Source organism: Streptomyces sp. NPDC087422, from assembly GCF_044744145.1.
Taxonomy (GTDB): Bacteria; Actinomycetota; Actinomycetes; order Streptomycetales; family Streptomycetaceae; genus Actinacidiphila.
Map to the genome: position 1 here is coordinate 393108 of NZ_JBIUXT010000006.1, position 22388 is coordinate 415495.

20 protein-coding genes are annotated in these 22388 nt (G+C 71.4%); 12 read left to right on the forward strand and 8 right to left on the reverse strand.

What is annotated here, in order from left to right; translation table 11 throughout:
• The first annotated feature begins 40 nt into the window (after positions 1-40).
• The gene (locus ACIO6U_RS21655; protein WP_355332681.1) at positions 41-775 is read left to right on the forward strand and encodes a hypothetical protein; all 735 of its coding nucleotides are present in this window, start codon (positions 41-43) and stop codon (positions 773-775) included.
• A gap of 610 nt (positions 776-1385) precedes the next feature.
• Positions 1386-2693: a methyltransferase gene (locus ACIO6U_RS21660; protein ID WP_401721374.1), complete on the forward strand. Its 1308-nt coding sequence runs from the start codon at positions 1386-1388 to the stop codon at positions 2691-2693.
• Between the two features lie 381 nt (positions 2694-3074).
• Here ACIO6U_RS21660 and ACIO6U_RS21665 read toward each other — a convergent pair whose 3' ends face one another.
• The 6 genes from ACIO6U_RS21665 to ACIO6U_RS21690 all read right to left on the reverse strand — a co-directional run bounded on the left by ACIO6U_RS21665 (position 3075) and on the right by ACIO6U_RS21690 (position 9608).
• On the reverse strand, positions 3075-3281 hold the full coding sequence (locus ACIO6U_RS21665; RefSeq protein WP_401721377.1) for a hypothetical protein: 207 nt from the start codon (positions 3279-3281) through the stop codon (positions 3075-3077).
• Positions 3282-3495: 214 nt separating this feature from the next.
• Entirely contained in the window at positions 3496-5253 is a 1758-nt protein-coding gene (locus ACIO6U_RS21670) for a thiamine pyrophosphate-dependent enzyme (RefSeq protein WP_401721379.1), read from the reverse strand.
• 100 nt (positions 5254-5353) lie between these two features.
• On the reverse strand, positions 5354-6934 hold the full coding sequence (locus tag ACIO6U_RS21675) for an FMN-binding glutamate synthase family protein (RefSeq protein ID WP_401721382.1): 1581 nt from the start codon (positions 6932-6934) through the stop codon (positions 5354-5356).
• Between the two features lie 105 nt (positions 6935-7039).
• Positions 7040-8176: a glutathione-independent formaldehyde dehydrogenase gene (locus ACIO6U_RS21680; protein WP_401721385.1), complete on the reverse strand. Its 1137-nt coding sequence runs from the start codon at positions 8174-8176 to the stop codon at positions 7040-7042.
• 172 nt (positions 8177-8348) lie between these two features.
• Entirely contained in the window at positions 8349-9056 is a 708-nt protein-coding gene (locus ACIO6U_RS21685; RefSeq protein ID WP_401721388.1) for an HAD family hydrolase, read from the reverse strand.
• A 45-nt stretch (positions 9057-9101) separates the two neighbouring features.
• Positions 9102-9608 (reverse strand): DUF6328 family protein, encoded by a 507-nt coding sequence (locus tag ACIO6U_RS21690; protein ID WP_355332664.1) that lies wholly within the window; start codon positions 9606-9608, stop codon positions 9102-9104.
• Positions 9609-9755: 147 nt separating this feature from the next.
• Here ACIO6U_RS21690 and ACIO6U_RS21695 point away from each other — a divergent pair, with 147 nt between their 5' ends.
• On the forward strand, positions 9756-10721 hold the full coding sequence (locus ACIO6U_RS21695; protein WP_401721391.1) for an LLM class F420-dependent oxidoreductase: 966 nt from the start codon (positions 9756-9758) through the stop codon (positions 10719-10721).
• A gap of 57 nt (positions 10722-10778) precedes the next feature.
• Here ACIO6U_RS21695 and ACIO6U_RS21700 read toward each other — a convergent pair whose 3' ends face one another.
• Positions 10779-11318, reverse strand: coding sequence for a GNAT family N-acetyltransferase (locus ACIO6U_RS21700; protein ID WP_401721394.1), 540 nt, complete (start codon positions 11316-11318; stop codon positions 10779-10781).
• A gap of 104 nt (positions 11319-11422) precedes the next feature.
• Here ACIO6U_RS21700 and argC point away from each other — a divergent pair, with 104 nt between their 5' ends.
• From argC to argH, 7 genes are all read left to right on the forward strand, one after another.
• Positions 11423-12451, forward strand: a complete 1029-nt coding sequence (gene argC / locus ACIO6U_RS21705; RefSeq protein ID WP_355332655.1) for an N-acetyl-gamma-glutamyl-phosphate reductase — start codon at positions 11423-11425, stop codon at positions 12449-12451.
• Between the two features lie 144 nt (positions 12452-12595).
• Positions 12596-13756, forward strand: a complete 1161-nt coding sequence (gene argJ, locus ACIO6U_RS21710; protein ID WP_391160883.1) for a bifunctional glutamate N-acetyltransferase/amino-acid acetyltransferase ArgJ — start codon at positions 12596-12598, stop codon at positions 13754-13756.
• A complete protein-coding gene (argB, locus tag ACIO6U_RS21715) occupies positions 13753-14751 on the forward strand; it encodes an acetylglutamate kinase (RefSeq protein ID WP_391160881.1) in 999 nt (332 codons plus the stop codon). Before argJ ends, argB begins: the two co-directional genes overlap by 4 nt.
• On the forward strand, positions 14748-15953 hold the full coding sequence (locus tag ACIO6U_RS21720) for an acetylornithine transaminase (protein WP_391046505.1): 1206 nt from the start codon (positions 14748-14750) through the stop codon (positions 15951-15953). Before argB ends, ACIO6U_RS21720 begins: the two co-directional genes overlap by 4 nt.
• Positions 15954-15969: 16 nt before the next feature.
• Positions 15970-16503: an arginine repressor gene (locus ACIO6U_RS21725; protein WP_188280110.1), complete on the forward strand. Its 534-nt coding sequence runs from the start codon at positions 15970-15972 to the stop codon at positions 16501-16503.
• Between the two features lie 114 nt (positions 16504-16617).
• Positions 16618-17814, forward strand: a complete 1197-nt coding sequence (locus ACIO6U_RS21730; RefSeq protein WP_355332643.1) for an argininosuccinate synthase — start codon at positions 16618-16620, stop codon at positions 17812-17814.
• Complete coding sequence (gene argH / locus ACIO6U_RS21735) at positions 17811-19283, forward strand: argininosuccinate lyase (RefSeq protein ID WP_401721400.1); 1473 nt, start codon at positions 17811-17813, stop codon at positions 19281-19283. The genes ACIO6U_RS21730 and argH overlap by 4 nt, the downstream gene beginning before the upstream one ends.
• Before the next feature lie 266 nt (positions 19284-19549).
• Here the strand turns inward: argH and ACIO6U_RS21740 are convergent, their stop codons facing one another.
• Positions 19550-20218 (reverse strand): lysophospholipid acyltransferase family protein, encoded by a 669-nt coding sequence (locus tag ACIO6U_RS21740; protein ID WP_355332639.1) that lies wholly within the window; start codon positions 20216-20218, stop codon positions 19550-19552.
• 259 nt (positions 20219-20477) lie between these two features.
• Here ACIO6U_RS21740 and ACIO6U_RS21745 point away from each other — a divergent pair, with 259 nt between their 5' ends.
• Both ACIO6U_RS21745 and ACIO6U_RS21750 read left to right on the forward strand, forming a co-directional pair.
• The gene (locus ACIO6U_RS21745) at positions 20478-21659 is read left to right on the forward strand and encodes a glycerophosphodiester phosphodiesterase (RefSeq protein ID WP_401721403.1); all 1182 of its coding nucleotides are present in this window, start codon (positions 20478-20480) and stop codon (positions 21657-21659) included.
• 104 nt (positions 21660-21763) lie between these two features.
• The gene (locus ACIO6U_RS21750) at positions 21764-22345 is read left to right on the forward strand and encodes a sigma-70 family RNA polymerase sigma factor (RefSeq protein ID WP_401721406.1); all 582 of its coding nucleotides are present in this window, start codon (positions 21764-21766) and stop codon (positions 22343-22345) included.
• Positions 22346-22388 lie beyond the last annotated feature (43 nt).

Genomic DNA, 22388 nt, shown 5'->3' on the forward strand with positions numbered 1-22388 from the left:
CCGGTCGAACGCGTGGTCGGCGCGCTGTTACGGTCTGTGTGTGGCGAAACTCAATCAGATCATCGCGGTCGAGAAGGGCGTCAAGTCCAAGGCGCAGCAGGAACTGACGACCGCTCATCACGACTTGCAGAAGCCCGCGTTGCTTTCCGGGATCTCGCGGAGCTATCAGCCGAAGGACGAGGAGGGCGAGCAATTGCCGCCCGAGTCCACCCGGGTGCAGGTCAAGGCCGAGAATGTGCTGCGGGACACCGCCGCGGCGCTCACTCGGCTCTTCGACGTGACCGCCACCAAGGACTGGGCCAACTGCGAGGCGCGCGCCGATGTCACGGTCGACGGCCGCACCGTCGTCAGCGACGTGCCCGTGTCGTATCTGCTCTTCCTGGAGAAGCAGCTCACCGACCTCAACACCTTCGTGCGCAAGCTGCCGGTGCTGGACGCGGCCGAGGGCTGGAATCTGGACGCCTCCACGGACGCCTGGAAGACCGAGCCGGTACGGACGATCCGCACCAAGAAGGTCCCGCGCAACCACGTGAAGGCCGAGGCCACCGAGAAGCACCCGGCCCAGGTCGAGGTGTACTACGAGGACGTGGCGGTCGGTTACTGGACCACGGTGAAGTTCTCCGGCGCGCTCCCCGCCCGCCGGGTGAACGAACTGCTGGACCGGGTCGAGAAGTTGCAGCAGGCGGTGAAGTTCGCCCGCGAGGAGGCCAACGGCACGGAGGTCACCGACCGGCGCGTCGGCGAGGCCGTGTTCGGGTTCCTGTTCGCGCAGTGACCCCCCTAGATCCCCTCCGCCGGAGCGCGGAGGGTGCGCCAGGAGCGCAAAGCTGAAGCTGAAGTTCGTCGTGAACGACGCGGTTCCAGTGGGGGTTCGAGTCCCTCGCCCCGCACCACTCGCGGGGGTAGCCCAAATGGCAGAGGCAGACCGCGATCAATCTCAGACTCTCGCTCCAGACTCAGCAGTCGCCGCCGATCACCGGATCGATCGGCCGCGGGCAAGGTCGTCAGGTGCAGGTTCGAATCCTGTCTGGTCCTCTTTCGCGGGCCGGTAGTTCAACGGTAGAACGAGTCGACATCAGATTGACCCGCGGCCTCAAGTGCGCCGGTGTGTGCACGGGGCGGCACTTCGAGGGGCCCGGGGGCTGGACATGCCTCCGGGTCCCGCTCCTTGCCCGCGTGGAGCCCAGCGCCCGGCCCGCGGCAGTGAAGGAGCCGCGCCCCGCCACCTCGGTGAAACCCCCGCGGAAGCGGCTCCGAGGGGGGTCTGAAGGGGGTCCCGAGGGGGCTGAAGGGGGCCCCGAGGGGGGTGGCCCAACCCCCGTCCGACGCCTGACGGCCACCGGTCGACCGCTCAGTGGTGGCGTAGCGGTTAGCCTGTGAGCACCATGATCCGATTCACGACGCCCTGGGGTGACCTCGACCTCACTCGCTTCCCGCAGGACCCGCGCGACCAACTGCGGGCCTGGGACGCCGCCGACGCGTACGCGCTCCGGCATCTCGCGGACACCCGAGCCGACACGAGAGCCGACGCTCGGGCGGACCCGCGGGCCGACGCGCGAGGCGACAACCGCACCGGTCAGCGGGCCGATCCGCCGGGCGACGCCCGCGCCGGCTCCCGTCCCGCCGCGCAGGCGGACGGCGCGGCCGGCGGGCGTACGGCGGCCGGGTCCGTGGACCTGTCGGGGACCGTCGTCGTGGTCGGTGACCGCTGGGGCGCGCTGACCACCGCGCTGGCCGCGCACCGCCCCACCCAGATCTCGGACTCCTTCCTGGCCCAGGAGGCGACCCGCGCGAATCTGCTGCGCAACGCCCCGGAGGAGGCCGACGGCGTCCGGCTGCTGTCCACCCGCGACACCCCGCCGGACCGCGTGGACGTCCTGCTGATCAGGGTCCCCAAGAGCCTCGCGCTGCTGGAGGACCAGCTCCACCGCCTCGCGCCCGCCGTGCACGAGGGCACCGTCGTGGTCGGCACCGGCATGACCACCGAGATCCACACCTCGACGCTCAACCTCTTCGAGCGGATCCTCGGACCGACGCGTACGTCACTGGCCGAGAAGAAGGCGCGGCTGATCTTCTGCGCCCCGGCCGCGGGCCGGACCCGTACCGCCAGCCCCTGGCCGATCACCTACGCGCTGCCGGACGGCATCGGCGCGGTCTCCGGCCGTACGGTCACCAACCACGCGGGCATCTTCTGCGCGGAACGGCTCGACATCGGCACCCGCTTCCTGCTCCAGCACCTCCCCGTCCGGCACGGCCCGGACCGCGTGGTCGACCTCGGCTGCGGAAACGGCGTCGTCGGGACGGCCGCCGCGCTCGCCAACCCCGAGTCCGCCGTGCTGTTCGCCGACGAGTCGCACCAGGCGGTCGCCTCGGCCGAGGCCACCTTCCGCGCCAATGCCGACCCCGCGACCAAGGCGGAGTTCCTGGTCGCCGACGGCCTGACCGGGGTCCCGGCCGAGAGCGCCGACCTCGTCCTCCTCAACCCGCCCTTCCACTCCCACCAGGCCACCACCGACATCACGGCCCGCCGGATGTTCACCGCCGCCCGTACCGTCCTGCGCCCCGGCGGCGAACTCTGGGTGATCGGCAACCGCCACCTCGGCTACCACCTCCGCCTGCGCCGCCTCTTCGGCACCTGCGACATCGTCGCCTCCGACCCCAAATTCGTGATCCTCCGCGCCACCAAGTCCTGACCGCGCCGCGCTCAGAACAGCTCGAAGGTGGAAGGGGTACGGGATGTGCTCGGTGTCGCCGTCGCTCACGGCGCACTCCCGCCGCGCGGTGAACATCGCGTTCGTCCTGCGCGTGCGGTCCAGCAACGGGCTCGATCCACGGGGGTGGAAGACGACGAGTTCGCCGGAGACGACTCCGCTGCCGTAGGCGTCGAGGAACGCGGTGAAGTCGCCGGGCAGCGCGGAGCCCACGTACTGCTCGATGTCGCGCCAGCCCTCCGGATCCGGCCGCCGGTACGGGGGTTCGCCCGGCAGGGACCGCAACTCGTCCAACGACGACATGCGCTGCTCCAAGGCCGGTGCGGCGGTGAGATGACGCCGCCAACCCAGCGGCGACCGCCGTCAGTCGCTGCCGCTGCCGGACCGGTTCAGGCGTCGGCGCTCCCGCTGTCGCCGGTTGCGCTCGGAGCCGCGCACCAGTTCACCGGCGGCGAGGGTCACCGACGCCACCGCGCGCACCCAGCGGGGCCCGCCGCGACTCGCCCACACCACGCACGCGCACCCGCCGACGACGATCACCAGCACGCCGATCAGCACCAGAGCGATCATGTCTCCCCCATCTCCACGTCGGCCGGCCGGAGTCGGCCGGGCGACACCTCAAAGATCTCACGCGGGAGGCTACTTGGGACGACGGCACGACGGCTCGACGGCACGACGGCACGACGGCACGACGGCGCTTACGGCACACGGTTCGACGGTCTGACGGCTCGATGCCCCGATGCCCCGATGCCCCGACGACCCCGACCGCGCAACGCCGGTGCCCTCAGTGCGAGTTGTCGCCGGAGCTCCGGACGATCTCCTTCATCTTGGCGACGGCGAAGCCCCAGCCCTGCTCGACGGTGGGCTTGGCGGGAACGGCGATCTCGTCCGGGTTGGTGAGGACGTCCAGGAGCACCGGGCCCGGCGCGGCCAGCGCGGTGCGGACGGCGTCGTCCAACTCGTCGGGGTCGGTGACCCGGATACCCGTCAGGCCCAAGGCGTTTGCGACCGCCGCGAAGTCGGGGTTGTCCAGGACGGTGCCGAACTCCGGCAGCCCCGACTGCTCCTGCTCCAGTTTGACCATGCCGAGCCGGCGGTTGTCGAAGACGACGAGGGTGACCGGCAGGTCGTACGTCTTGAGCGTCATGAGGTCGCCGAGCAGCATGCTCAGGCCGCCGTCGCCGCAGAACGCCACGACCTGCCTGCCCCGGTCCAGCATCTGCGCGCCCAGCGCGTGCGGCATGGCGTTGGCCATCGAGCCGAGGTTGTACGAGCCCAGGAGGCGGCGGTCGCCGCGCATCTCCACGAAACGCGACAGCCACACGGTGGCCATGCCCGTGTCGGAGGTGAACACCGCGTCGTCGGCGGCGTGGCGGTCGACCGCCGCCGCGAGCGCCTCGGGACGGATGCCGTGCTCGCGGTTGTCCAGGGCGGAGCGGACGCGGCCGATCAGTCCCTTGTCGTGGTCGGGGGCCGCCAGCCGGGCCTGCCCCTCCCGCCAGGACGCGAAGCGCTCCACGGCCTGGTCCAGATGCTTGCGGTCACGGGCCTTCGCCGACGCGGACGGTGCGGCGTCCAACTGGACCAGCAGGTCCCGTACGGTCGCGCCGACCTCGCCGACGAGGCCGATCTCGACCGGGACGCGGCGGCCGATGTGGGTGGGCTCGGTGTCGACCTGGACCACGGTGCGGCCCTCGGGATACCAGTCGCGGTAAGGGAAGTCGGTGCCCAGCAGAAGAAGGGTGTCGGCGTCCTGGAGTGCGGAGGCCGCCGCGGGGTTGCCGATCAGACCGGTCTGTCCGACCTGGAACGGGTTGTCGCCCTCGAAGCCCTCCTTGGCCTTCAACGTGAGCACCATCGGTGCCGCCAGCCGGTCGGCGAGGGCCATGACCTGGTCGCGGGCGCCCCGGGCGCCGCGGCCGACCAGCAGGGTGACGCGCTCGGCCCGGTCCAGCAGATCGGCGGCGGCGCGGACGGCGTCCTCGTCCGGCCGGGTGCTCGGCGTGGTCAGCGAGAAACGGGCCGGCCGGTCCGTGGACAGTTCCTTCTCCCCGATGTCGCCGGGGACCGACAGCACGGCGACGCCCTTGCGTCCCAGGGCGGTGCGGACCGCGGTCTCCAGCAGCAGCGGCATCTGCTCCGGCGAGGTGACGGTGGCCCGGAAGACCGCCACATCGCTGAAGAGCGCGTCGTTGTCGACTTCCTGGAAGTAGTCGCTGCCCAGCTCGGACAGCGGCACTTGACCGGCGATGGCCAGCACCGGGGTGTGGCTCTTGGCCGCGTCATACAGGCCGTTGAGCAGGTGCACCGAGCCGGGGCCGACCGTGCCCATGCAGACGCCGAGGCCGCCGGTGAGCTGGGACTGCGCGCTCGCGGCGAAGGCCGCCGCCTCCTCGTGCCGACAGCCCACCCACTCCACGCCGTCGGTGGTGCGGATCGCGTCGGTCAGAGGGTTGAGGGCGTCGCCGACGACGCCGAAGACCTGGCGTACGTTCAGTTCGGCCAGGGCGTCCACGATGACGCGGGCAACGGTACGGGCCATGATTCCTCCAGCTCAGACGGTGTGGCGGTGTGGCGGTGTGGCGGTGCGCGCTTCGGGGTGCGGCGCGGTGCGCGGCAGCCGGTGCGCACAGCGGGACGGCTCAGACGGTGAAGCGGTCGGGGTCGGCGGCGGCCCAGTCGGCGGCCCACGAGGCGGGCGGTTCGGCGAGCAGCTGACCGGGAGCCAGCCACTCGTACAGTTCGTCATAGGAGCGGACGGTGTAGGGGTCGACACGCTGGCGCAGCATGTGCGGGCGCAGCTGCGACGGATCGGTGACACCCATCGACGCCATGATCTGAAGAGCGCTGGCGACGGTGGACTCCTGGAGCCTGCGCACCCGGACGGACTTGTCGCCGACGTCCAGCGCGCGGGCCCGCCGCGGGTCCTGGGTCGTGACGCCGACGGGGCAGGTGTTGGTGTGGCAGCGCTGCGCCTGGATGCACCCGACGGCGAACATCATGGCGCGGGCGGCGTTGCCGTAGTCCGCGCCCTGGACCATGCGCTTGACGAGGTCGCTGCCGGTGGCGATCTTGCCGCTCGCGCCGATCCTGACCCGGTCCCGCAGACCGGCGCCGACCAGCGCGTTGTGCACGGTGGTCAGGCCCTCGGTGAGCGGGGTGCCGACGTGGTCGGCGAATTCCAGCGGCGCCGCGCCGGTACCGCCCTCGGCGCCGTCCACGATGATGAAGTCCGGCGCGGTGCCCTCCTCGACCATCGCCTTGCAGACGGCCAGGAACTGGCGGCGCGAACCGACGCACAGCTTGAAGCCCGCGGGCTTGCCCCCCGACAGCTCCCGCATCCGGGCGATGAACCGGATCAGCTCACGGGGCGTGTCGAAGACCCGGTGGTACGGCGGGGACACGACGGTCTCGCCCTGCGGGACGTCCCGCACCCGGGCGATCTCGGCGTTGACCTTGGCCCCCGGCAGGACGCCGCCGATACCGGGCTTGGCGCCCTGGGACAGCTTCAGCGACACGCACTTGACGCTGTCGTGGGCGGCCTTGTCGGCGAACTCCCCGGCGTCGAAGTCGCCGTCGTCGGTGCGGCAGCCGAAGTAGCCGGTGCCGATCTCCCAGACCAGGTCGCCGCCGTGCCGCAGGTGGTACTCCGACAGGCCCCCTTCACCGGTGTCGTGCGCGAAACCACCGTCCGCCGCGCCCTTGTTGAGCGCCAGGACCGCCTGGGCCGACAGCGAGCCGAAACTCATCGCCGACACGTTCAGCAGCGCCATGTCGTACGGCTTGGCGCAGTCGGGACCGCCGATCCGCACCCGCGGCGGATCGTCCGGTACGGGCCGCGGCGCCATCGACGGCACCAGGAACTCGTGGCCCGAGCGGTAGACGTCGAGTTCGGTGCCGTACGGCTCCTCGGCCGCGGTGCCCTTGGCGCGTTCGTAGACGATGCTGCGGGTGTCGCGGTCGAAGGGGCGGCCGTCGAAATTCCGCTCGACGAAGTACTGCTGGAGCTCCGGGCGGATCTTCTCCAGCAGGTAGCGGGCATGGCCGATCACCGGGTAGTTGCGCAGCACCGAGTGGCGGCGCTGCGTCAGGTCGTAGAGGCCGAGCAGCCCCAGCAGGGCCAAGACGGCGGCGGCCGTCCACCACCAGGGGCCGACCGCCACGGCGGCGACCGCCGCCGCGACGGCCACGAGCAGGGTCAGGGCCACGGCACCGGTTCTCATCACGTCGGGCTCCTTGCCCGCCCCGATCCCTCCATGCTGGCCGCCGGGTCAAGCTCCGGTCATCCCCGGCCCATGGTCGCGTCGGGCCGCCTTCGCCGCCTTGCGTCAGGGGTGGAGCAGGACCTTCGTCCAGCCGTCGTCGCGCTTGTCGAAGTGCCGGTAGGCGTCGGGGGCTTCGTCCAGCGGGAGTTCGTGGGAGACCAGGAAGGACGGGTCGGCCCGGCCGGTGACGATCAGATCGCGCAGGGCGCGGTTGTAGCGCAGGACGGGGCACTGGCCGGTGCCCATGTGCTGCCCCTTGGTGAAGAAGGTGCCGTAGTCGAAGGCGATCCGGCCGTGCTTGGCACCCTCCTCCGCGGCTTCCGGGTCCTCGGGCATGTAGACGCCGACCACACCGATGCCGCCGGTGGTACGGACGGCCTTGACCAGGTTGTCCAGCACGAGTTCGGGGTGCTCCTGGCCGGACGGGTCGTGCGCCTGGTAGCCGACGGCTTCGACGCCGCAGTCCGTGCCGCGCCCGTCGGTGGCGTCCAGGATCTGCTCCACGGGGTCGGCCTCGGAGAAGTCGACGGGGGTGGCGCCGATGGACTCGGCCAGGGCGAGGCGGTCGGCCTGCCGGTCGACGACGAAGACCTGGGACGCGCCGCGGATCAGGGCGCTGTGCGCGGCGAGCAGTCCGACGGGTCCCGCGCCGAAGACGGCGACGCTGTCCCCGGCGCGCTGGCCGGCGAGTTCGGTGCCGTGCCAGCCGGTGGGGAAGATGTCGGAGAGCATCGTGAACTTGGCCTCGTGCTCGTCACCCGCGGGCAGTTCGAGCAGGTTGAAGTCGGCGTACGGCACGCGGAGCAGTTCGGCCTGGCCGCCGTCGTACGGGCCCATGTTGGCGTAGCCGTACGCGGCCCCGTCCATGCCCTCGGTGGGGTTGACGCGCTGACAGAAGGCGGTCCAGCCGTTCACGCAGTTGCGACAGCTTCCGCAGGCGATGTTGAACGGCACCGACACCCGGTCGCCGGGCTTGATCCGGGTCACCGCGGGCCCGGTGTCCTCGACGATGCCCATGTTCTCGTGGCCGAGGATCTTGCCCCGCTCGACGGTCGTGCGGCCCTCGTACATGTGCAGGTCGGAGCCGCAGATGTTGGTGGTGGTGATCCGGATCAGCGCGTCGTTGGGCTGCTCGATCCGCGCGTCCGGCGCATCCTCGACGGAGACGTCGTAAGGGCCGTTGTAGACCAGCGCTTTCATGTCGTCGTTCCTTTCGGGAGCGGTCGAAACGGAACAATCACCTACAGAAGTGACAATTCCCTACTGTCCGCGTACCCGCGTCACGTGATTGACACGTGTGACGGGGGCCCGAGAGCGGGAAACTTTCCGCGACGGCGTCGTGACGCCACGCGTACGCCGGCCCGGCGGCCGGTCATCGGGGTGGCGTGGCGAGGACGCTGTCGTCCAGGTGGGTGAGCAGGTCCGCGACGGATTCGTAGACGGTTTCGGCTCCCGCTTCGCTCAGTTCCTGGCGCGTCCAGCCGCCGGTGAGCACGCCGAGGCAGCGCACGCCCGCCTTGGAGGCCGCCTGCGCGTCCCAGGCGGCGTCGCCGACGAAGACCGCGCGCCCGGCCGGGACCCCCGCCTTCTCCAGCGCCTGCCGTACGAGGTCGGGGGCGGGTTTGCTGGAGGACACGTCGTCGGAGGTGGTCACGGCGGTGATCGCCTCATCGGCGTCGAGGGCGCGGAGCATCACGTCGGCCTCCTCGCCCTTCGCGGACGAGGCGAGCACGACCTGCCAGCCGCGCGCCGCGCAGGCCCTGAGCAGGTCGGAAGCCCCGGGCAGCGGCACCAGCCGGGACCAGTACTGGGCGTAGAGGCTGTCGTGAGCGGCGCTGATCGTGTCGTCCTCGCCGTGGTCGCGGTCCTCGCCGAGCAGCGCGTCCAGCAAATGGTCACTGCCCATCCCGATCAGCCGGTGGATCCGGGCCGTGCCGACCCGGTGGCCGTGCTGGCTCAGGGCCTCCCACCAGGCGACGGTGTGCAGATAGACCGTGTCCATCAGGGTGCCGTCGACATCGAACAGCACCGCTCCGTCGGCGCGCCGCGTCTCACTGCCGGTGGGCTCTGACTCTGTCATGTCTCGCTTCTTTCCGTGTCCTGCTCCCCTGCGGGAACGTCGAGGTCAGTCGGACCCGTCCGCCGACAGGGCGCGGTGTCGCGCCACCGCGGGGAGGACGAGCCAGGCGAGGCCGAACCATACGACCATTCCCGCCACTATCGGGATCGCGACCGTCGCGCCACCGGCGACACGCAGGACGAGGAGCAGGGCCGTGGCCATGGTGCACACGAGCAGGACGAGACCCACCACGGTCAGACGCGACGCCCACGCGACCGTCTCGGGCTTCAGCCGCTGTCCCGTCAGCATCCGGTGCAGCGAGACGGGCCCCACCAGGGCGCCCGTCGTCGCCGCGCCCAGCATCACCGTCACGATGTACAGCGTGCGCTCGCCGTCGGACAGGTGCGCGAAGCGCTGCTGGAACGGGACCGTCAGCAGGAAGCCGAAGAGGATCTGCACACCGGTCTGGACGACCCGCAGTTCCTGGAGCAGCTCGCCCCACTGCCGGTCGGCGCGCTGCTCCGGTGTCTCGTCCCTGCCGGGTGCGGCACTGCCGCCGGTCCCGCTTGTCATCCTGAAGCCACCTGCCCGTGTGCGATCGCGACGTGTCCTGACCGGGGGACCGGTCCCCCCTCTGCCCGTCCGTTACGCCTACCCCCGCACCGCCTCCTCAGCCGAGCGGGAGGTTTCCCGGCCGCGAAGATCGGCTAAACGCCTCGCATGGTGCAATTCGGATACACGATGATGACGGAGCAGGCGGGCCCTCGCGCGCTCGTGGACCATGTGGTCGGCGCCGAGCGGGCCGGATTCGACTTCTCCGTGACCTCGGACCACTACTTCCCCTGGCTCGATTCCCAGGGGCACTCCCCGTACGCCTGGAGCGTGCTGGGAGCCGCGGCCCAGGCCACGTACCGCATCCCGCTCATGACCTACGTGACCTGCCCGACCAAGCGGTACCACCCGGCGGTGATCGCGCAGAAGGCCGCGACGATGCAGTTGCTGTCCGAGGGGCGCTTCCGGCTCGGGCTGGGCTCGGGTGAGCAGCTCAACGAGCACGTGGTCGGCGGTGGGTGGCCCTCCGCGCGGACCAGGGTCGAGATGCTGGAAGAGGCGGTCGGGATCATCCGCGCCCTGCTCGCGGGCGATGTCGTGAACCATCGGGGCGCCCACTTCGAGGTGGACAACGCCAAGCTGTGGGACCTCCCGGACACCCCGCCGCCCCTCGGCATCGCGGTCTCGGGCGAGCGCTCCTGCTCGCTCGCGGGCCGGCTGGCCGATCTGGTGATCGCCACGGAGCCGAAGAGCGAACTGCTCGACGCCTTCGACGCGCACGGCGGTACGGGAAAGCCGAGGGTCGGCCAGCTCCCGGTCTGCTACGACCCGGACACCGACGCCGCCGTCGCCCGGGCCCACGAGCAGTTCCGCTGGTCCGTGGGCCCCTGGCCGGTGAATGCGGAACTGCCGAATCCGGCGGCCTTCGCCGGAGCCAACGAGCACGTGCGCCCCGAGGACATCGCCGAGGCCATTCCCTGCGGCAGCGACCCCGACGTGTTCGCCGAAGCGGTCGCGTCCTACATCGAGGCGGGCTTCACCGAGATCGCCCTGATCCAGATCGGCGGCGACCACCAGGAGCCCTTCCTCGACTGGTCGCAGAAGACGCTCCTGCCCGCCCTGCGCGCCCTCTGACTCCGCCGAGGGCCGCGCCGACGTACGGCTCGGCCGCTGCGACCGGGGCCCTCGGTCCTACGCGGATGCCGGGAGCGGCGGGCGCAGGCCCAGCCACTGCTCGGCGTCCCAGGCGTGGAACCGCTCCACCTCGGTGAACCCGAGCTTGGCCGCGAGGCGCATCGAGGCGAGGTTGGCGCTCTGGGTGGCCAGGATCACCGGCTCGCCGGGCAGGACGCCGTCGAACCAGTCGAGCGCCGCCGCGCACGCCTCGGTGGCGTACCCGAGGCCCCACGCCCGCGGCAGGAACAGATAGCCGAGATCGGCCTTCCCCCGGGCGGCCGGGCGGTGGCTCTCCGCCGCTCGCCTGAGCAGGAGCTGGCCGATCATCGCGCCGTCCAGCTCCACGACGAAGCTTCCCGGCCACTGCTCGGGCACCTCGGGCAGCTCGCGCTCCAGCTCGGCACGCGGCCGGGGGCCGCCGAGGTAGGTATGCACCTCCGGCGACGCCAGCAGCTCGATGAACGCCGCCCGGTCACGCGCCTCGGACCCGCGCAGTACGAGCCTCGCGGTCCTGATCGGCTCGGGCGGCCAGACGACGGGCCCCAGGTTCGGCATGCGCGGAGCCTAGCAACGGGGGAAGTGCCGGTAGGCGGGGCGACGGAACCTTTGCATAATACTGCGTTGAAACGTATAGTCATGCCATTGACGAGGAGGGTTCGATGGTGGTGCGGGCAGCGGTGGCCGGGGGCAGCGGGTACGCGGGCGGGGAGGTGCTGCGCCTGCTCGCGGGGCACCCCGAGGTCGAGATCGGGGCGGTGACCGGGAACTCCAACGCCGGGCAGCGGCTCGGCGCGCTTCAGCCGCACCTGCTGCCGCTGGCCGGACGGGTGCTGGAGCCGACCACGGCGGAGGTGCTGGCGGGACACGACGTGGTCTTCCTCGCGCTGCCGCACGGCCAGTCCGCCGCGGTCGCGGCGCAGCTCGGCGACGAGGTGCTGATCGTCGACATGGGCGCCGACTTCCGGCTGACCGACGCCGCCGACTGGGAGAGGTTCTACGGCAGCCCGCACGCCGGGACCTGGCCGTACGGGCTGCCTGAACTGCCGGGCGCCCGCGCCGCGTTGGAGGGGTCCAAGCGCGTCGCGGTGCCCGGCTGCTACCCGACGGCGGTCTCGCTCGCGCTGTTCCCCGCGTACGCCGCCGCGCTGGTCGAGCCGGAGGCCGTCATCACCGCGGCCTCCGGCACCTCGGGCGCGGGCAAGGCGGCCAAGCCGCATCTGCTCGGCTCCGAGGTGATGGGCTCGATGAGCCCGTACGGAGTCGGCGGCGGCCACCGGCACACGCCGGAGATGATCCAGAACCTCAGCGCGGCGGCCGGCGAGCGGGTCAGTGTGTCCTTCACGCCCACCCTCGCCCCCATGCCGCGCGGCATCCTCGCCACGTGCAGCGCCAAGGCCCGCCCCGGCGTCACCGGCCACGACCTGCGGGCGGCGTACGAGAAGGCCCTCGCCGACGAGCCGTTCGTGCACCTGCTCCCCGAGGGGCAGTGGCCCGCGACCGCCGCCGTCTACGGCTCGAACGCCGTCCAGATCCAGATCGCGTACGACGAGAGCACCCACCGCCTGATCGCGATCAGCGCCATCGACAACCTGACCAAGGGCACCGCCGGCGGCGCGGTGCAGAGCATGAACATCGCCCTGGGACTCCCCGAGGCGACAGGACTCTCCACCATCGGAGTCGCACCGTGACGCGCGGCGCGGCTCTGTGCCGGGCGGGCGGAGAAGGGAACGAGGAGAACCGGTGACCGACGCACGCGAGGCCGCCGGGCGGCAGGCAACGACGATCGGCGCGGGTTCGTGCCGGGCGGGCGGAGAAGGGAACGAGGAGAAGCAGTGAGTGTCACGGCAGCCAAGGGATTCACGGCGGCGGGGATCGCCGCCGGGATCAAGGAGAACGGCAACCCGGACCTGGCCCTCGTGGTCAACACCGGACCGCGCCGCGCCGCCGCGGGCGTCTTCACCTCCAACCGCGTGAAGGCCGCGCCGGTGCTCTGGTCGGAGCAGGTCGTCAAGGGCGGCTCCGTCGCCGCAGTGGTCCTCAACTCCGGTGGCGCCAACGCCTGTACGGGCCCGCAGGGCTTCCAGGACACGCACGCGACCGCGGAGAAGGTCGCCGAGGTCCTCGGCGCCGACGACCACGGCGCGGGCGAGATCGCGGTCGCCTCGACCGGCCTGATCGGTCTGCCGCTCCCGATGGACAAGCTGCTGCCGGGAGTCGAGAAGGCCGCGGCCGAACTGTCCGAGTACGGCGGCGAGAAGGCCGCCATCGCCATCAAGACCACCGACACCGTGCACAAGACGGCCGTCGCGGGCGGCGCGGGCTGGACCGTCGGCGGCATGGCCAAGGGCGCGGGCATGCTCGCGCCGGGCCTGGCCACCATGCTGGTCGTCCTCACCACGGACGCCGACGTGGAAGCCCCCGCCCTGGACACGGCGCTGCGCGCCGCCACCCGGCTGACCTTCGACCGGATCGACTCCGACGGCTGCATGTCGACCAACGACACCGTGCTGCTGCTGGCCTCGGGGGCGTCCGGAATCGCCCCGGAGCACGAGGAGTTCGCCGAGGCGGTCCGCGCGGTCTGCGGCGACCTCGCCCGCCAGCTCATCGGCGACGCCGAGGGCGCCTCGAAGGACATCAGGATCGAGGTCGTCAACGCGGCCTCCGAGGACGACGCCGTCGAGGTGGGCCGCTCCATCGCCCGTAACAACCTCCTCAAGTGCGCGATCCACGGCGAGGACCCCAACTGGGGCCGTGTGCTGTCCGCGATCGGCACGACCTCGGCCGCCTTCGAGCCCGACCGGCTCAATGTCGCCATCAACGGCGTGTGGGTGTGCAGGAACGGCTCGGTCGGCGAGGACCGCGACCTGGTCGACATGCGGTTCCGCGAGGTGGTCGTCACGGCGGACCTCGCGGCCGGTACGGAGTCCGCGGTGATCTGGGCGAACGACCTCACCGCCGACTACGTCCACGAGAACAGCGCGTACAGCTCATGACCGACGATCGGAACCCCGGAGCCGCGAAGCCGGAGGGCCGGCCCACCGCGCGCAAGCACACGGCGCTGCCCAAGGCCCAGATCCTCATCGAGGCGCTGCCGTGGCTGACCCGCCACAACGGCAGGGTCGTCGTCATCAAATTCGGCGGAAACGCCATGGTGGACGAGGAGTTGAAGGCCGCCTTCGCGCAGGACGTGGTCTTTCTGCGGCAGGCGGGCCTCAAGCCGGTCGTCGTGCACGGCGGCGGCCCGCAGATCAACGCGCAGCTCGACCGGCACGGCCTGGTCAGCGAGTTCAAGGCCGGGCTGCGGGTGACCACGCCCGAGGCGATGGACGTGGTCCGGATGGTGCTGGCGGGCCAGGTCCAGCGCGAGCTGGTCGGACTGCTCAACCAGCACGGCCCGTTGGCCGTCGGCATGACCGGCGAGGACGCCCACACCATCACCGCCACCCGCCACCGCCCGCGTATCGACGGCGAGTTGGTCGACATCGGCCGGGTCGGCGAGATCACCGCCATCGACACCGGCGCGATCGAGGCGCTGCTGGCCGACGGCCGTATCCCGGTCGTCTCCTCCATCGCGCGCTCCGCAGACGATCACCACGTCTACAACGTCAACGCCGACACGGCCGCCGCCGCCCTGGCCGCCGCGCTGGGCGCCGAGACGCTGATGGTCCTCACCGACGTCGAGGGCCTGTACGAGGACTGGCCGAACAGCGACGACGTCATCAGCCGCCTGACCGCGACGGAGCTGGAGAAGCTGCTGCCCGACCTGTCCAGCGGCATGGTCCCCAAGATGCGGGGCTGCCTGTTCGCCGTGCGCAACGGCGTGAACACCGCCCGCGTCATCGACGGCCGGGTCCAGCACTCGATCCTGCTGGAGATCTTCACCGACGAGGGCATCGGCACGATGGTCGTGCCGGACGACGTCACCGACGCGGCCGGCGCACCGGCCGCGGGCACCGTATCCGACCAGGGAGAAGGAGAAGCGCGGTGAGCGGCAACGAGGGACTGACCCAGCGCTGGCAGGGCTCGCTCATGGACAACTACGGCACCCCGCGCATCCCGCTGGTCCGCGGCGCGGGCGCCAGATTCTGGGACGCCGACGGCAAGGAGTACGTCGACTTCCTCGGCGGCATCGCGGTCAACTCCCTCGGCACCGCGCACCCCGCGGTCGTCGAGGCGGTGACCCGGCAGATCTCCTCGCTCGGCCATGTGTCCAACCTCTTCGTCGCCGAACCGCCCGTCGCGCTCGCCGAGCGGCTGCTCCAGCTCTCCGGCCGCCCCGGCCGGGTCTTCTTCGCCAACTCCGGCGCCGAGGCCAACGAAGCGGCCTTCAAGATCGGCCGGTTGACGGGGCGTCAGCACATGGTCGCCACCGACGGCGCCTTCCACGGCCGCACGATGGGCTCGCTCGCGCTGACCGGCCAGCCCAAGAAGCGCGAGGCGTTCGAGCCGCTGCCCGGCGACGTCACGCACGTGCCGTACGGCGACGCGGACGCGCTGCGGGCGGCCGTCACCACCGACACCGCGCTGGTGATCATCGAGCCGATCCAGGGCGAGAACGGTGTGGTCGTGCCGCCGCCCGGCTACCTCGCCGCCGCCCGCGAGATCACCGCGGCCACCGGCACGCTGCTGGTGCTCGACGAGGTGCAGACCGGCATCGGCAGGACCGGCCACTGGTTCGAGTGCCAGGCACAGGGTGTCGAGCCGGACGTGGTGACCCTGGCCAAGGGCCTCGGCGCGGGCCTGCCGATCGGCGCCGCCCTCGCCTTCGGCCCGGCCGCGGAGCTGATGACGCCCGGCGCCCACGGCACCACCTTCGGCGGCAACCCGGTCGCCTGCGCCGCCGCGCTCGCCGTCCTCGACACGATCGCGGCCGACGGCCTGCTCGACCACGTCAAGCGGCAGGGCGAGAAGCTGCGGCAGGGCGTCGAGGCGCTGCGACACCCGTTGGTCGATCATGTGCGCGGTTCGGGCCTGCTGCTGGGTATCGTGCTCACCGAGCCGCTCTCAGCGCAGATCCAGAAGGCGGCTCAGGATGCCGGGTTCCTGGTCAACGCCGCCGTGCCCGACACGGTACGGCTCGCGCCCCCGCTGATCGTCGGCGACGACGACACGGACGCGTTCCTCCAGGCGCTGCCCGGCGTCCTCGACCAGGTGCACCGGGCCTCCGGGGCGAGCGGAGCCGGAGAATGACGGAGTTGACACGACGATGACCGAGGCGCAGCAGCACAACGGCAGCCAGGCCGTACCGCAGACCCGTACCGCGCGGCACCGCAGGATCGTGGACATCCTCGGCCGCCAGCCGGTCAGGTCGCAGAGCCAGCTCGCCAAGCTGCTCGCCGACGACGGGCTGAGCGTCACCCAGGCGACGCTCAGCCGCGACCTCGACGAACTCGGCGCGGTCAAGATCCGCACCAATGACGGCGAACTCATCTACGCCGTCCCCTCCGAGGGCGGCTTCCGCACCCCGCAGGCCCCGCTCGGCGAGTCCGTCAAGGAAGAGCGCATGCGGCGCCTGGCCGCCGAACTCCTCATCTCCGCCGAGGCGTCCGCCAACCTCGTCGTCGTCCGCACCCCGCCCGGCGCCGCCCAGTTCCTCGCCTCCGCCATGGACCAGGCCGAGGTCTACGACATCCTCGGCACCATCGCGGGCGACGACACCGTCGTCCTGATCAGCCGCGACCCGGCCGGCGGTCAGAAACTCGCCGACCACCTGCTCCGTCTCGCCCAGGGCGAGGCATAGCTCCGGTCCGGCCGGTTATACGGTCTCACACCCCCTCTGACCTGCCGCGTTGACGAAGCATACGGTCGAGTGCATACTTATACCAGTCAGCGTATGCATCGTAAGGAGAGCCCCGTGACCGAGCGCGTCGTACTCGCCTACTCCGGCGGTCTGGACACGTCCGTCGCCATCGGCTGGATCGCCGAGGAGACCGGCGCCGAAGTCATCGCGGTCGCGGTGGACGTCGGCCAGGGCGGCGAGGACCTGGACGTCATCCGCAAGCGGGCGCTCGCCTGCGGGGCGGTCGAGGCCGAGGTCGCGGACGCCAAGGACGAGTTCGCCGACGAGTACTGCCTCCCGGCGATCAAGGCCAACGCCCTCTACATGGACCGGTATCCGCTGGTGTCCGCACTGTCGCGGCCGGCCATCGTGAAGCACCTGGTGGCCGCAGCCAACAAGCACGGCGCCACCACCGTCGCGCACGGCTGCACCGGCAAGGGCAACGACCAGGTGCGGTTCGAGGCGGGCATCTCCTCGCTGGCGCCCGACCTGAGGTGCATCGCGCCGGTCCGCGACTACGCGATGACCCGCGACAAGGCCATCGCCTTCTGCGAGGAGAAGAACCTCCCGATCGCGACCACCAAGAAGTCGCCGTACTCCATCGACCAGAACGTCTTCGGGCGGGCCGTCGAGACCGGCTTCCTGGAGGACATCTGGAACGCGCCGATCGAGGACGTGTACGAGTACACGCAGAATCCGGCCGAGCCGCGCGAGGCCGACGAGGTGGTCATCACCTTCAAGCAGGGCGTCCCGGTGGCCATCGACGGCAAGCCGGTCAGCGTGCTCGAAGCCATCCAGCAGCTCAATGTGCGGGCCGGGGCCCAGGGCATCGGCCGGATCGACATCGTCGAGGACCGGCTGGTCGGCATCAAGTCCCGTGAGATCTACGAGGCGCCGGGCGCCATCGCGCTGATCACCGCGCACCAGGAGCTGGAGAACGTCACCGTCGAGCGCGAACTGGCCCGGTACAAGCGGCAGGTCGAGCAGCGCTGGGGCGAACTGGTCTACGACGGCCTGTGGTTCTCCCCGCTCAAGCGGGCGCTCGACGGCTTCATCGCCGAGGCCAACGAGCACGTCTCCGGCGACATCCGGATGACCATGCACGGCGGCCGGGCCGTCGTCACCGGCCGGAAGTCCGGCGAGTCGCTGTACGACTTCAACCTGGCGACGTACGACACCGGCGACACCTTCGACCAGTCGCTGTCCAAGGGCTTCATCGAGATCTTCGGCATGTCCAGCAAGATCGCCGCGAAGCGGGACCTGACGAAGTGACGGACACGAACACCGGCGGCCCCGGCGGCGGCAACGACAACCTGCGGCTGTGGGGCGGCCGGTTCGCCGACGGCCCCGCCGAGGCGCTGGCCAAGCTCTCCGCCTCCGTGCACTTCGACTTCCGGCTCGCGCCGTACGACATCGCGGGCTCCCGCGCGCACGCCCGGGTGCTGCACAAGGCGGGGCTGCTGACCGCCGACGAGCTGGACCGGATGATCGCCGGACTCGACGCGCTCGAAGCGGACGTGGCCTCCGGCGACTTCGCCGGCGCCATCGCCGACGAGGACGTGCACACCGCGCTGGAACGCGGCCTGCTGGAGCGGGTCGGCGCCGACCTCGGCGGCAAGCTGCGGGCCGGACGCTCGCGCAACGACCAGGTCGCCACGCTCTTCCGGATGTACCTGCGCGACCACGCGCGGACCATCGGCGGGCTCATCGCCGACCTCCAGAGCGCGCTGGTCGGCCTCGCCGAGGCGCACCCGGACACCGCGATGCCCGGCCGCACCCACCTCCAGCACGCCCAGCCCGTGCTCTTCGCACACCACGTACTCGCCCACGTACAGGCGCTGTCACGGGACGCGGAGCGGCTGCGGCAGTGGGACGACCGCACGGCCGTCTCCCCGTACGGGTCCGGCGCGCTCGCCGGGTCCTCGCTCGGCCTGGACCCGGAGGCCGTCGCCAAGGAACTCGGCTTCCAGCACGGCTCGGTGGGCAACTCCATCGACGGCACCGCGTCCCGCGACTTCGCCGCCGAATTCGCCTTCGTCACCGCGATGATCGGCGTCAACCTCTCCCGGATCGCCGAAGAGGTCATCCTGTGGAACACGAAGGAATTCTCCTTCGTGACCCTGCACGACGCCTTCTCCACCGGCTCGTCGATCATGCCGCAGAAGAAGAACCCCGACATCGCGGAGCTGGCGCGCGGCAAGTCCGGACGGCTCATCGGCAACCTCACCGGACTGATGGCCACGCTCAAGGCGCTGCCGCTCGCGTACAACCGCGACCTCCAGGAGGACAAGGAGCCGCTGTTCGACTCCTGCGACCAACTGGAGGTGCTGCTCCCGGCGTTCACCGGCATGATGGCCACGCTCACCGTCCACCGGGAGCGGATGGAGACCCTGGCACCGGCCGGTTTCTCGCTCGCCACCGACATCGCCGAGTGGCTGGTCAAGCAGGGCGTGCCCTTCCGGGTCGCGCACGAGGTCGCGGGGGAGTGCGTCAAGGTCTGCGAGGCCGAGGGCATCGAACTCGACCAGCTCACCGACGAGCAGTTCGCGAAGATCTCCGCGCATCTGACGCCCGAGGTACGCCATGTCCTCGACGTCCCCGGCGCGTTGGCCTCCCGCAACGGACGCGGCGGCACGGCGCCTTCCGCCGTCGCCGTACAACTCGCCGAGATCAAGGCGGATCTGACGGTGCAGCACACCTGGGCGCACGCCTGGGACGGGGCGGACGGCGACGCCGTCTAGTCGCGGTACTGGGCGGCTCATCGGTGAAACGTGGGCCGGTCAGTGTGGTGTTGGGGTCCCGCGCGGCCAGTCCGATCAGGATGGTGTCGTCGGTCGAGGCCGCGTCGACCTGGCCGGGCTGCATCAGCATCAGGCAGTCCGTCCAGTCGTCGACACCCGCGATCAGCCGGCCGCGGCGAGCCGCCAAACCGGCCACCGCCAGCCGCGAAACCGGCCCCCGCGAACCCGCCATGTCACAGCGGGCGCCGGGCGCGGCCCCCGCTGTGTCAGGCGGCCTTGGCCTTCGTCGCGTAGATGTCCACGTACTCCTGGCCGCCGAGCCGCATGACCTCGCTCATGACCTCGTCGGTCAGGGCGCGCAGCACATAGCGATCGCGGTCCATGCCCTCGTAGCGGGAGAAGGTCAGCGGGGAGCCGAAGCGGATGGTGACCGGGGCGATCCGGGGCATCCCCTTGCCGCCGGGCTGCACCTTGTCGGTGCCGACCATCGCGAAGGGCACCACCGGGGCGCCGGTCATCAGGGCCAACCGGGCGATTCCGGTCCGGCCGCGGTACAGACGGCCATCGGGGGAACGGGTGCCCTCGGGGTAGATGCCGAAGATCTTGCCCTCGTCCAGCACGCGGCGGCCGGTCATCAGCGCCGCGACACCGCCGTGGCCGCCGTCCCGGTCCACCGGGATCATGCCGCAGGTGGTGAAGAACCAGGCCATCAGCCGGCCCTTGACGCCCTTGCCCGTCACGTACTCGTCCTTGCCGATGAAGTACACCTGCCGGTCCACCACCAGCGACAGGAACATCGAGTCCACGAAGGTGACGTGATTCCCGGCCAGGATCACCGGACCGTCACCGGGGATGCCGTCCACGCCCTCGACCACGGGGCGGTACAGGACGCGCATGAGCACTCCGAGAATCGCCTTGAGCAAGCTGCGGGACATGCGGGACAACGGATCCTCCGGTTCGGACACGCCTGGGCGGGACGGACGGCGGCGGTGCTGCGATGTCGCGGTACGACGGCAGCCTGACCGCAGGACCGGCGGGACCGCGGGACGCCGCACCGTACACAAGGACGATACTTCCGCGCGGGGCCCCGCCGCACGCCGGGTTCACACGTCCGCTACGCAGTGTTGACACGCGTTAGGTGTGTGTTACGGCTGATGTCGACGGGGCGACAGACTTTCACGGCACGATGCGCGCATGACGGATGACCAGCACAAGACCGGCCTCGGCAGGCGCACTGTCCTGTCCGCGGCGGCACTCGGCGCGGGCGGCGCGGTACTCGGCACGGCCGGTACGGCGCAGGCCCGGGAACAGTCCACCGCCCGGCCCCGGCACGGCGCCCCCGGCCACGGCGGCGCGCCCAAGCTGCCGGTCCCTACCATCGTCGGGCACCGCGGCAGCGCCGGATACCGGCCCGAGCACACCTTCGGCTCCTACGAGTACGCGCTGGAGATCGGCGCGGACGTCGTCGAGCAGGACGTCGTACCCACCAGGGACGGCCACCTCGTCTGCCGCCACGAGCCGGAGATCGGCGGCACCACCGACGTCGCCGACCACCCGGAGTTCGCCGGCCGCAAAACCACCAAGACCATCGACGGCACCCCCACCACCGGCTGGTTCACCGAGGACTTCACCCTCGCCGAACTCAAGCGGCTGCGCGCCGTCGAACGGCTGCCCGCCGTCCGCCAGCGCAACACCGTCTACAACGGCCGCTGGGCGATCCCCACCTTCGAGGAGGTGCTGGCCTGGGCCGACCGCGAGGGCCGCAAGCGCGGCAAGCCGGTCTGGCTGCACACCGAGACCAAGCACCCCACGTACTTCCGCGGCATCGGCCTGCCGCTGGAGGAGCGGCTGATCAAGCTGCTCAAGCAGTACGGCAGGCACCGCGCCGACGCCCCGCAGTTCCTCCAGTCCTTCGAGGCGCAGAGCCTCCAGCGGCTCGGCGCGCTCGGCGGCGCCGCGCCCAAGATCTTCCTGCTCAACGGCCTCACCTCGCGGCCCTGGGACTTCGTCGTCTCCGGCGACAAGCGGACCGTGGCCGACCTCGTCACCCCGGCCGGGCTGCGCTGGATCGCCGGATTCGCCCAGGGCATCGGCCCGACCACCGACGTGATCATCCCGCGCGACGCCTCGGGCAGGCTGCTCCGGCCCACCGCCGTCGTCAAGGACGCGCACAAGGCCGGTCTGGTGCTGCACCCCTTCACCGCGCGCAACGAGAACCAGTTCCTGCCCGCCGACTTCCAGGTCGGCACGGACCCCAACGCGTACGGCGACCCGCTGGCCGCCTTCAAGACGTGGTTCGCGACCGGCATCGACGGCCTGTTCACCGACAACGCCGACACCGCCGTACTGGCCCGCGAGGACTTCTGGACGTCCTGAACCCGGACGTCCTGAACCGCCACCGCCACTCCATGTGGTGAAAACGGCCGCGCCGGGCAACCGCCCGGCGCGGCCGTCTCGTGCCAGCGGATATGCAGATCCCCATGGACCACCCCGACCTGCCCGCGGCCCCGCACGCCGACGACCGCGCCCGCCGTCCCGCGGACGCCCCCGCGGACCCCTACGCGCCGCTCGGGCCGCTGCTGGCCGCCGAGGCCGCGGCCGAGGCGCTGCCCGGCGGCGGTGTCGAGGCCGCCGACCTCGAACAGGCCGTCTGGCTGCGGCTGCTGGAACTGGGCGGCCCACCGCCCGAGCCGGACCGCTGGGTGCGCCGCGCGGTCCGCGCCGAGGCCCGCGCCCACGCCCGCCGCATCCGCAGCGAACGCCCGTACGGGGACCCGGACGCCGCGGGCCAGCCCGCGCAGCTGCGCGGGGTCGAGGAGTTGGTGCTGGCGGCGGAGCAACACCGTACGGTCCAGGCGGCGGTACGGCGGCTGCCCGGCCGCTGCCCGCAGGTCGTCACGGCCCTGATGTCCCGTTCCGACCCCACTTACCGGGAAATCTCCCGCGAGTTGGGAATCTCACAGGGCAGCATCGGACCGCTGAGGTCGCGCTGCCTCGGCTGTCTTCGGACGATCCTGAATTCGAGGGTTGGATCCCCGGTGAGACGGGGTAATGCACGGTAAACAGTCGGCGGCAGTGGGCACCCTTGGCGCGCCCGTACGAGAC